Source organism: Aeromonas sp. JL9 (genome assembly GCF_024436075.1).
Taxonomy (GTDB): domain Bacteria; phylum Pseudomonadota; class Gammaproteobacteria; order Enterobacterales; family Aeromonadaceae; genus Aeromonas; species Aeromonas veronii.
Genome location: NZ_JANFNV010000060.1, coordinates 1 through 3,266 on the forward strand (window position 1 = coordinate 1; position 3,266 = coordinate 3,266).

Genomic DNA, 3,266 nt, shown 5'->3' on the forward strand with positions numbered 1-3,266 from the left:
GGGGGTCGCGGGTTCGAGTCCCGTCCGCTCCGCCACTAATTTGAAGGCCTTCCCAGATGGGAAGGCCTTTTTGCTATACGCGATTTTTAAGTCTGGTTTTATCATCTTGGCCCAAAAAGCCCTCACTCCTTGCTGTTTTGTCTATAAATCCTGCCCTTTTCTGGTCGTTCCTCAACCATTTGCTGTTCCGTTATCGGTCAGGACCAGCATCTGTCGGAGGCTGGGTGCTTCTCCCCTCCTTCATCTGGGCATCGCCCCGCCGTATTAATGTGTGTGCCACAAACAAAGAGGCCTTCCCGACGGGAAAGCCTCTTTGTTTTATCTATCAGCTGATTAGCATCACTCGGTCTATTTATCAGGGCTTCTCTTTGTTGCCAATGCTCAGGCCGAGCTTGATGGAGAGGGCCGCCAGTAACAGCAGCATCATGATCAGGGAGAAGAAGTTGCTGCCAAGCTCCGGGTATTGCACTTTGAGCAGTGCGGAGTGGCCGAAGACACCGATAAAGAAGCAGAGCAGGGTGCAGATGGGGGTGTTACCCACCATGGGTTCATGACGATAGTGCTGGAACAGCTGATAGGCCGCCAGCCAGAGGGCAATCAGCGGAAAGAAGGAGAAAGGCACGACCGAGTTGGTCAGCACGGCCAGAGAGGCATCGCCACAGATACCAATCAGCATGGCCATGGCGAGCGGTTTTTTCGGGATCATAAGCTGTTCAGGCATGTCGTTCTCCATCCTGTGGTCATGGGTGAGGTTCACGGCGCTTCTGGTTTTGTACCTCGGCGCCCATGGCGATCATCCGCAGTTGGCGAATTGTTCGGTCGGAGAGTGCCCGGCACTCTTCGCTGGTCATGTCGAGCGCATCGGCACCGGCACTGAAGACGATGGTAACCATGGCTTCTGCCTGGATGTAGGCATCTTCCCGTGGTGCTTCGGTGGTGGCTTCCAGATAATCGGTTAGCTCGGCAATGAAGTGCTGGATTTCGCGAGCCACCGCCTGACGAAAGGCGGCCGAGGTGCCGGAGCGTTCCCGTAGCAGCAGCCGAAAGATGTTGGGGTTGTTCTCGACGAACTCCATAAAGGTTTGCACCGAGGTGCTGATGACACTGCCACCACCGGCAATGCGCTGGCGTGCCTGTCGCATCAGTTGGCGCAGGGTAAGACCTCCTTCGTCAACCAGGGTCAGGCCCAGTTCCTCCATATCGCGAAAGTGGCGATAGAAAGAGGTAGGAGCGATACCCGCTTCACGAGCGACTTCCCGCAGGCTGAGATTGGAGAAACTCCGATTGGCGCACAGTTGGCTGAATGCAGCATCGATCAATGTACGCCGGGTTTTTTCTTTTTGTTGAGCGCGAATACCCACGAAATCAGTCACCTTCAGCTTAACGAGGACAAATGATAACCCGAAGGCGCCTCAGGATCAGGTTTGTATCCTACTTTTTTACCATTGACCGTGAGGAAATCACCATAGAAAATGGCTAACAGCTGTTCGCTGAAAGGATGCAATGAGATGGCCAGACCCCCCATTATTTTGACCAATACCCTTCTGTTTTCCCTCTCCGGGATAGTGGCGTTGATTGTCGTACCCTGGTACGGCATGAGCCACGGTTACGATTTCTGGCAGTGGGCCAGTTTCCTGTTGTTGTTCTGCCTGAGTGGTCTCTCCATCACCGCAGGCTATCACCGGCTCTGGTCGCACAAGGCTTACAAGGCGCACCCCGCTTTGCAGTGGTTATTTGCCATCGGCGGTGCGTTGGCGCTGCAGAATTCTGCCCTGCACTGGTCGGCCGATCACCGCCGTCACCATCGTCATGTGGATGACAACGATAAAGACCCCTACAGCGCGGGGCGCGGTTTCTGGTATTCCCACATCGGCTGGATGCTGCGGGAGCATCAGGGAGATCGCTATGGCGATTACAGCAATGTGCGTGATCTGCAGAACAACCCGGTGGTCGCGTTTCAGCACCGTCACTATCTGACGCTGGCACTGGCGGCTAATCTGGGGCTGCCGCTGCTGCTCGGCCTGTGGCACGGGGATATGCTCGGCATGTTGCTGTTGGCGGGCGTACTGCGGATGGTGATGACTCACCACACCACCTTCTTCATCAATTCGCTGGCCCACATCTGGGGCAGTCAGCCCTATACCGACCACAATACCGCTCGCGATAACGGCATCCTGGCTTTTTTCACCTTTGGCGAGGGGTACCACAACTTTCACCACCTGTTCGAGAATGACTACCGCAACGGCATTCACTGGTGGCAGTTCGATCCGACCAAGTGGTTGATCCGGCTCGCCTCCTGGTGCGGTCTGGCGGGGGATCTCAGATCTTCGCCGGAGGAGCGTATCGAACAAGCCCGGCTGCAGATGCAGCTGAAACGGGCACAAGCCAAGTTGCGCAAGCAGGAAGATCGCGAACTGTGGCAAGCGCTGCTGCAGGAGGAGTACGACAAGCTGAGCCAGCAGATACAACACTATTACGCCAGTCGCAAGCGGCTGCTGGAGCTGCGCAAGCGCAAGGCGCTGGCGCGCTATGACCGCCTCAAGCTGCAGCTGGAGTATCGCGCCCTGCGGGACGGCTTCATCGCTGGAAAACGCAACTGGAGTCGCCTGCTGGCAGGTATTGCATGATGCCGTCCGGTTATCACAGAGACTAAAAGAGAAGACCGCCTGGTGGCGGTCTTCTCTTTTATGATTCAACTCAAGCTAGTTGGTTGGGCTCTGCTGTTGCTGCAACTGATCCAGTGCCTGCTGCTCCTGCTGGCTGAGACCCAGTTGTTCGCAGGCCTGCTCAAAGCTGATCCCCAGATGGCGCATCATGATATCCAATAACGGGAGGGCTTAGTTGGCTTGGCTCTGCTGTTGCTGCAGCTGATCCAGTGCCTGTTGCTCCTGCTGGCTGAGCCCCAGTTGCTCGCACGCCTGCTCAAAGCTGCTCCCCGGATGGCACATCATGATATCCAATAACGGGAGGGCTAGTTGGCTTGGCTCTGCTGTTGCTGCAACTGATCCAGAGCCTGCTGCTCCTGCTGGCTGAGCCCCAGTTGCTCGCACGCCTGCTCAAAGCTGATCCCCAGATGGCACATCATGATATCGATGGCGGGCAGATAGTTCTTCATAGCTTCTTCCATGGTGATCCTCCAGACCCGTCACTTATGCCCTGAACCACTCTGTGCGGCAATTAGACTTTAGGCTAAGAGCCGCTAACAAAACCGAGTTGATTCGAATGATGCCAACCCCAACATAGGCAGCATGACACGAAAAATCATC

Annotated in this window: 4 protein-coding genes; 1 reads left to right on the forward strand and 3 read right to left on the reverse strand. The window is 55.8% G+C overall.

Annotated features, from left to right (window positions below; all coding sequences use genetic code 11):
* Nucleotides 1-355: 355 nt before the first annotated feature.
* The gene (locus NOM06_RS20655) at nt 356-721 is read right to left on the reverse strand and encodes a YijD family membrane protein (protein WP_139442142.1); all 366 of its coding nucleotides are present in this window, start codon (nt 719-721) and stop codon (nt 356-358) included.
* A gap of 19 nt (nt 722-740) precedes the next feature.
* On the reverse strand, nt 741-1,361 hold the full coding sequence (gene fabR, locus NOM06_RS20660) for an HTH-type transcriptional repressor FabR (protein WP_005339921.1): 621 nt from the start codon (nt 1,359-1,361) through the stop codon (nt 741-743).
* Between the two features lie 147 nt (nt 1,362-1,508).
* On the opposite strand from fabR, the gene NOM06_RS20665 reads away from it, so the two are divergent.
* A complete protein-coding gene (locus NOM06_RS20665; RefSeq protein ID WP_255913015.1) occupies nt 1,509-2,627 on the forward strand; it encodes a fatty acid desaturase in 1,119 nt (372 codons plus the stop codon).
* A gap of 344 nt (nt 2,628-2,971) precedes the next feature.
* Here the strand turns inward: NOM06_RS20665 and NOM06_RS20670 are convergent, their stop codons facing one another.
* On the reverse strand, nt 2,972-3,127 hold the full coding sequence (locus tag NOM06_RS20670) for a hypothetical protein (RefSeq protein WP_005348505.1): 156 nt from the start codon (nt 3,125-3,127) through the stop codon (nt 2,972-2,974).
* Nucleotides 3,128-3,266: the final 139 nt, after the last annotated feature.

What these genes read in the sequence shown, in the direction of transcription:
- NOM06_RS20655 (WP_139442142.1), bottom strand. Translation starts at nt 721, where the DNA reads ATGCCTGAACAGCTTATGATCCCGAAAAAACCGCTCGCCATGGCCATG.
- NOM06_RS20665 (WP_255913015.1), top strand. Translation starts at nt 1,509, where the DNA reads ATGGCCAGACCCCCCATTATTTTGACCAATACCCTTCTGTTTTCCCTC.
- NOM06_RS20670 (WP_005348505.1), bottom strand. Translation starts at nt 3,127, where the DNA reads ATGGAAGAAGCTATGAAGAACTATCTGCCCGCCATCGATATCATGATG.